Source organism: Arcicella sp. (genome assembly GCF_964672035.1).
Genome location: NZ_CBABQS010000124.1, coordinates 1 through 7,449, shown reverse-complemented (window position 1 = coordinate 7,449; position 7,449 = coordinate 1). Strand labels below are relative to the sequence as shown.

General features: G+C 39.5%; 6 protein-coding genes. All 6 read right to left on the bottom strand.

The window, feature by feature from the left end; translation table 11 throughout:
• Positions 1-2,006: CarD family transcriptional regulator (locus AC1W31_RS19760; protein ID WP_481736221.1), on the bottom strand; the 2,006-nt coding region annotated here is incomplete at its 3' end.
• Positions 2,007-2,214: 208 nt separating this feature from the next.
• Positions 2,215-2,706 (bottom strand): YchJ family protein, encoded by a 492-nt coding sequence (locus AC1W31_RS19755; RefSeq protein WP_481736220.1) that lies wholly within the window; start codon positions 2,704-2,706, stop codon positions 2,215-2,217.
• Positions 2,703-3,638 (bottom strand): sugar phosphate isomerase/epimerase family protein, encoded by a 936-nt coding sequence (locus AC1W31_RS19750; protein WP_481736219.1) that lies wholly within the window; start codon positions 3,636-3,638, stop codon positions 2,703-2,705. Before AC1W31_RS19750 ends, AC1W31_RS19755 begins: the two co-directional genes overlap by 4 nt.
• A gap of 218 nt (positions 3,639-3,856) precedes the next feature.
• Positions 3,857-5,500: an OmpA family protein gene (locus AC1W31_RS19745; RefSeq protein ID WP_481736218.1), complete on the bottom strand. Its 1,644-nt coding sequence runs from the start codon at positions 5,498-5,500 to the stop codon at positions 3,857-3,859.
• Between the two features lie 54 nt (positions 5,501-5,554).
• Positions 5,555-6,136: an LOG family protein gene (locus AC1W31_RS19740; protein ID WP_481736217.1), complete on the bottom strand. Its 582-nt coding sequence runs from the start codon at positions 6,134-6,136 to the stop codon at positions 5,555-5,557.
• 50 nt (positions 6,137-6,186) lie between these two features.
• Entirely contained in the window at positions 6,187-7,134 is a 948-nt protein-coding gene (locus tag AC1W31_RS19735) for a TIGR01777 family oxidoreductase (RefSeq protein ID WP_481736216.1), read from the bottom strand.
• Between the last annotated feature and the right edge of the window lie 315 nt (positions 7,135-7,449).

The window sequence follows — 7,449 nt, the reverse complement described above, 5'->3', positions numbered from 1 at the left end:
AGAATATCCGTTTCACCTGAAGCCACTCTTTTCAGCGTTTCTTTGATTTGTTTGTCCGATTTGAAACGATTGACGTACTCAACTCGGCAAGGAAATTTCTCCAAACGGTCACGAAAAGTTCTGAAATGCTGCATGGCCAAAACGGTGGTCGGCACTAAAATTGCTACTTGTTTAGAATCGGCAACGGCTTTGAAGGCGGCACGAATGGCAATTTCTGTTTTTCCAAAACCAACATCTCCACAAACTAATCTGTCCATTGGATGCGGTTTTTCCATGTCCGCTTTCACGTCGGCCGTTGATTTTGCTTGGTCGGGCGTGTCCTCGTATTGAAATGAAGATTCCAACTCAACTTGCATAAAAGTATCAGGCGAAAAGGCAAAACCTGGTGCCATTCTACGTTTGGCATAAAGGGCAATTAGCTCTTTGGCAATGTCTTTAACCTGTTTTTTAACCTTCGATTTACGATTATCCCACTCCTGAGAACCCAATTTTGACATCGAAGGCGGTCCTCCTTCCTTTCCAGAATATTTGGCAATTTTGTGGAGCGAATGAATCGAAACCATCAAAACATCATTGTCTTTATAAATCAACCGAATGGCCTCTTGTTCAGAATCTCCGACCATTACACGGTCTAAACCCGCAAAACGCCCGATGCCATAATCTACATGCGTAACGTAATCGCCAATCTGTAAAGTCCGTAATTCCTTCAAAGTGAGGGCTTTAGACTTAGAATATTTACTTTTTTCTCTGAAACGATGGAATCTATCGAAAACTTGATGGTCAGTATAACAAACGATTTTGGTTTGTTCATCAATAAAACCTTCTCGCAACGAAATATTCAAGGGTTGAAAACGCACGTTGCGGTCAATTTCCTCAAAAATGGAGGCCAATCTTTCTAATTGCTTGGGCGAATCTGCTGTGATAATATTGGTATAATTGAACCCTTGATTTTCACGAAGATTATCGGCAAGGCGTTTAAAATCTTTGTTGAAAGCGGGTTGAGGTTTGGAATTGTATGAAGTTTTATCTTTTTCAGATTTAAAATAAAATCGTTTTCCAAACTCAATCGTGCCAAAGCCTTTAACCAAATTCAAGAAACCTCTGCGAGTTTCAAATAACTGATTTGGGTCCGAAATAACCTTAATTCCGCCTGATTTTGCGATAATTTCTTGAAAACTACCTTCTATTTTTTCAAAACATTTTTCAATAATTTCCAAAGTCAATTCTACATCTTTGAACCAAATGCGAGCATCCGCAGGAAGAAAATTAAAGAAAGGCTCACGGCTTTCCAAAGTCAATCGGTTTTGAACGTCAGGAATGATATTGATTCTGGAAACGGACTCAATCGAAAGCTGAGATTCAGGGTCGAAAGTTCGGATACTTTCCACTTCATCACCAAATAAATCAATGCGATATGGCAAGTCGTTGGCATAACTAAACACGTCCACAATTCCACCTCGAATGGAATATTGCCCCGCCTCATATACAAAATCGGTTTTCTCAAAATCGTAACTTGCCAAGACCTCACCCAAGAAATTTGTGTCCAATTTTTCATTGACTGTAACCGTAAAAGTATTCTTCGACAAGGAACGTTTATTGATAACTTTTTCGGAAAGTGCTTCGGGATATGAAATCAAGAGCAAACCCTCCACGGCATTGTTCAGTTTGTTCAAAACCTCCGCTCGCATCAGTACATTTGCGTTGTCCACCTCCTCATATACATACGCACGCTTATACGACATCGGAAAAGAAAGAACGTGTTCCTCTCCTACCAAATTTTGCAAATCGTTGATGAAATATGCGGCCTCTTCACGGTCAGAAAGTACGAAAAGATGTGTTTGCTTAGGATTTTGAAGGAAAATAGCGGAAGAAATCACCGCATCCAGACTACCCACAAGTCCTTTGATTTGGATATGCGGATGTTCATTCGGACGTTTTATTTGCTCTATAATCGTCTGCACGAAGCCGTCTTCACGATAGAGTGTAAGGAAATCTTTAACGAGCATTTTTTAAGTTATTAAGTTTTAAGTTCTAAGTTGTTAAGGTGGCGAGTTTTAACAACTTATCAACTTAATAACTTGAAACTTAGACAACAACAATAGCCACGAATCGCTTGACTCCAAAGAATCAAAAGCCATTCGTGGCGAGAATAATATCTGTAAAATTAACTGATTTTTTGGGGAAAAGGTTTTGTTGGAGTTGGAAATTGTTTCATCACCTCCCACAACATTTCTTAAACTTCTTCCCACTCCCACAAGCACAAGCTTCATTGCGATTAATGATTGTTTTTGAAGGAATAATGGTACCATTCACATAAAACCAATCTCCATTTTCTTTCTTAAAAACAGACTTTTCGTGATGAATTTGAAGGGTATTTTTGGTGTCTTGGTAATAGGCTTTAAACTCCACTTCGCCTACGGAATCGTATGAAAGCCCTTTTTTGCAATCAATTATTTCTAATTTTTGCCAATGACTTTCTTTTGCCCACGCTTCAATGTCGGTTTTTGAATAGTTTGCTCTTTGTGAAATATGGGTGCTATCAATTAAATATTGAGAGTCAATAATCACGTAAGCGGAATATCTTGACCGCATTAAGGCTTGGGCGGTTGGAGCGGGTTGCGTTCCGTCAACGATGGGTTTACAGCATTGCTCAAAAGTATCATCAGTGCCACAAAAGCACCTGTTTTTTATGGTTTGATTACTCATTTTAAAGCCTTTTCAACGCATATTTTCATTTTTTCTAAACCTATTTTTGCAACTTCCATGGGGTCTTTTTTCCAATAATCTTCATTAAAAAGTTCAACTGAAAGCACAATGGGCGTATTTTTATCGTGGAGCATTTTCAAAATTTTATCCATCGGTGCTACACCGTCGCCTGGCATAACCCTAAAACTATCGTTCAGCGTTTCACGACTCGGAATTGCGGGGTAGTCATTCATGTGAAAGACTTGAATATGATTTCCACTCAAAAAACTCAACGCATTTAATTCAGAACCGCCTTTGTGGAGGTGATAAACATCGGCCAAAATTAAGGCTTTGGGATGACCACTTTCGGAAGCAACAAAAAGCGTTTCGCCAAATAAATGCAAGTTTGCAGAAAATCCCCACAGTTCGAGCATGGGCAAAACCCCCATTGAATCGCCCAAATCGCACACCGCTCGATAACGTGCCGCCGCTTGACGTAAATTAATCTCTGCTCCTTGCGTTGCTCCAAAAGGTGGTGCTGCAATACGTTTACAGCCTATTTGAGCCAACATATCCATTTCTCGCTTAGTTTGTTCAAGGGCTTTTAGACGCTCGTTTGGGTCGTCCACAATCCATGGAGCAAAACCAATGGCATCTTCAATGACGATGCCTAAATCGTTGGCTTTTTGTTTTACATCTTTCAAATTTCCGCCTGTTTTAACGAATGCTTCCAACGTGCGAATCCAAATTTCAATGCCATTGTAGCCCGCTTTTGCTACTAATTCAATTTCCGCCATCAAGCCTATATTCTGCTTCATAATGGTACTGGTATTGAGGCAAAAACTGAAATTTGATATGCCCAGATTGACAATATTCTTTTCGGCAGGAATAACCATCGCTGAACTGAGGGCTACGCCAGATTTTAAAAGATTTCTACGGGAGATTTGTTCCATGTGAATTTATATAAATTATGTTTGGGTAAATTAAAAAAGGTTTGGAGAAATGTTGTTGGGTTTTGTGGTAAAAATAAATATTCTCCGAAAACAGATAGACCACGGATAACACAGATTTAACAGATTTATACGGATTTTTTAAAATTTTATCCGTGTAAATCTGTTAAATCCGTACAATCTGTGGTCTAATATTAAGCCCAACTGGGCGAAATGTAAATCTAATTCTTCAAAATTTCAAACTCTACCCGACGATTAATTGCTTGATTTTCGGGAGTATCATTCGCTACTTTTGGTCTTGTTTTTCCGTAGCCTTTCGCTGAGAGTCGTTCCGCAGGTACGCCTTGCGTGAGGAGGTAATTACGCACAACGTCCGCCCGTTCTTGCGAGAGTTTGTTGTTAACTAAGTCTGTACCCAAATTATCCGTATGTCCACTAATCTCTGAAATAATTTTGGTATTAGATTTGAAAAATGTGGCAATACGGTTCAACTCAGGAAATGATTCTGATTTGAGTTCAGCCTTCCCGAATTCAAAGAAAATATTATTCATTTCAACCTTTACGCCCACTTCAACGGGTTTTACCGTCATATCTTTTCCTTCGATTTCAAGGTATTTATTATTTGTAATCTTGCTTAAATCTATGTTTTGGGAAGTGCCTACGTAGCCGTCAATCTTGGTAGTAATTCCGTAGTTTTTTCCATAAGGCAAAACCACTTTATAAATCCCCGTAATTGGGTCGGGTGTGGCAACGCCTAATTCTTTTCCATTGGTTAAATCTTCATAAATGATTTGGGCATTTTTAGGGACTTTGCCCGTTTTTCCGTCAATCACTTTACCCGTAACCAGCACTACAGGGTCGGACTTTGTGGGTTCTTTTTTGACTGGTCGAGGGTTTTTCTCCCCTCCTGCCATTGGCGTGGTAGTCGTTGGCTGAGTTTCTACTGGCTTTGGTTGGTCTAATTTTAAACGAAAAATATCTTTCTTTCCAACAGAATTATTACTGGAAATAAAATAGGCATAATCCCCTGCCGCCGAGATGGTGTAATAAGCATCGTACTGGTCAGTATTGATGGGTTCACCGATGTTGGTGGGCTCTGTCCAGTGAATCCAAGTTTCGTCTTTTCGCTTACAAACCCATATATCATTGCTACCTTTTCCACCTTCACGATTACTCGAAAAATATAGCGTTTTGCCGTCTGCTGCTAAGAATGGGGTAGTTTCCGTGAAATCTGTATTGACATCATCCCCCAAATTCATGGGTTCAGACCATGAGCCGTCTTTTTCTAAAAATGAAGCATAAATATCATCTTCGTCAGAGTTTTTCTTTTCGGAAAAAGCCATTAAAAGTACCTTGCCATCGTTGGTGAGATAACCATATTCATTCTTTCCACGACTCAATTTTTCATATTTGGGAATATCCAATTTTTTGGGAATTTCCCAACCCGTAGCGGATTTTTTAGCTATCGAAAAACCACGAGTTTCGTATTGTCCGTTTACATAAGCCCCCTTTACTAAAATGGTTTGCCCATCGGGTGAAACGCTGTAAATCGTATTGTATTGGTCACGATTGAGGGCTTCGGACATACGTCTGGAAGTCGTCCATGCACCCATGAGGCTTTCTGAATACCAAATATCTTGCGAACCCGCAATTTGCTCAGTACCAGCCATTCCAAACTTGTTTTGTGGATGATTTTTACGCCCAAAATAAAGCGTTTTCCCATCGGGTGACATCACAGGATTGAGTTCAGAATATTCAGTATTGACGGCAGAACCAATGCTTTCAGGCTTATTTTGAGCTGTAAGTACTGAATTTTGAACGGCGAGCAATGAGACAGCGCAAAAAATTTGGAGAGTGGTTTTCATAGAGAAAATGATAGCTAAATTTTGTAGTAAACGCAAAATGGGGTTTAAAATTGCCTATGCCCTACCAATCCACTTCCCTACTAATTCCCCCTCAGATACATCATTACGCAGTTTTTCCAAAAGCGATTCAATATTATCATCCACGATTAACATGTCAAGATTTGCTTCTTTGACGAAACCTTCTGACACCATTTTTTTAAGCATAATTAGTAAATCATCGTAAAAACCGTTGGTGTTTAGAATTCCGATTGGCATTTTATGAAGTCCTAATTGTCGCCAAGTCAAGATTTCAAAAAGTTCATCCAACGTTCCCCAGCCGCCTGGCAGCGCAATCACCGCATCAGATTTTACGGCCATTAATTGCTTACGAGCGTGCATGGATTCTGTTACGATACATTCGGTAAGTCCTTTGTGTTGCACTTCCCAAGGTTCCATGAAAGATGGAATTACCCCGATGGCTTCTCCGCCATTTGCCAAAATTGCATCGGCAACTGTTCCCATTAAACCCACGCTTCCACCGCCATATACCAAGGTAAGTCCTTGATTAGCAAGCATTTTTCCAACTTCTGAGGCGGTATTTTTATAAACTTCGTTATGTCCTGCCGATGAACCGCAATAGATTAAAATATTTTTCAAAATCTCGGATTTGTTTTTTAGTTTCGTAAAAATAAGAAAAATATGCGTTCCTATCTCAATAAATCCGCCAAAGCCTTCCTCACCTCCACAAACTTATAATCAAAATCAGTCTCTTGTGTTATCCGTTGATTCAACACATAATTCCCGCCTAAAACTACATTAGCCATTTCTCCAAAAACTAATTTTAAAGCAAAAGCTGGCACATTTGGCATCCAAAAGGGTCGTTTCAACACTTGAGCGGATATTTTGGTTAACTCATGATTCGTTGCCGGATTTGGGGCAACGGCATTGTAAGCACCCGTCATTTGCTTGTCTGTCAAAGATTTTATGAACATCTCGCATAAATCATCCAAATGAATCCACGATTGCCATTGTTTGCCCGTTCCTAAAGCAGCACCCACACCCCAACGCACAGGTTGTGTAAGTCGTGGCAAAGCACCACCTTTATCACTCAATACAATTCCAGTACGTAATTTGACCGTTCTAATACCCAAAGCCTGAATTTCATTAGCCGCTGCCTCCCATTGAATACAACAATCTGCTACAAAATCATTACCTGCTGGATGTTGTTCAGAAATATGTTCATTACCCGTATCTGCTCCGTAATAGCCAATGCCAGAAGCCGAAACAAAAGAGATAAGTCTATGAGGTAATGTTTTTAACTTACTGACAATCAAATCAATAGATTTTGTTCTGCTTTCAATGATTTCCTTTTTTCTTCCATCCGACCAGTTTTCGTCGGCAATTCCAGCTCCTGCCAAATGAACCAGATAATCGGCTTCGAGGAGCGCATTTTCGTCAATAATTCTATTTTTTATATCCCAGAGATACGTTTTTACGGACTTCCCTCCTACGCTACTGCCATGGCTGCTGTTCACGGGGTCGCCCAGACCTGCCACTTTTCGAGTGAGATGTGAGACGGAAAAACCTCTTGCTATCAATATTTCTGTTAGGCGTGTTCCTACTAAACCTGAGCCTCCTGTGATTAATACGTTCATAAAGTTTAAGATATATATGGAGTTTATTCTTTCCAACAAAATTAATTTGATTGAGGAACTTCCCGAAAGTAAAAAGAACTTTTGGGAAGTCAAAGAAACTTAATTAACAGTGTACCAAACCCTACTCCCACCCTTTAAGTTTAATTTTTTACTCCTTTTCTTAGTTTAGTAACGTGTAAATAATAAGTTGGTCTAATTAATTTTCATAATATTGTATCTTCGTATTCAATACTGATTTTTAGTTATATGGAAATTACCCTCGAAGAACGCAATTATTTTAATCAATTAGATGAACGCCAACAACGCTTATATGTT

What these genes read in the sequence shown, in the direction of transcription:
- AC1W31_RS19755 (WP_481736220.1), bottom strand. Translation starts at nt 2,706, where the DNA reads ATGAGTAATCAAACCATAAAAAACAGGTGCTTTTGTGGCACTGATGAT.
- AC1W31_RS19750 (WP_481736219.1), bottom strand. Translation starts at nt 3,638, where the DNA reads ATGGAACAAATCTCCCGTAGAAATCTTTTAAAATCTGGCGTAGCCCTC.
- AC1W31_RS19745 (WP_481736218.1), bottom strand. Translation starts at nt 5,500, where the DNA reads ATGAAAACCACTCTCCAAATTTTTTGCGCTGTCTCATTGCTCGCCGTT.
- AC1W31_RS19735 (WP_481736216.1), bottom strand. Translation starts at nt 7,134, where the DNA reads ATGAACGTATTAATCACAGGAGGCTCAGGTTTAGTAGGAACACGCCTA.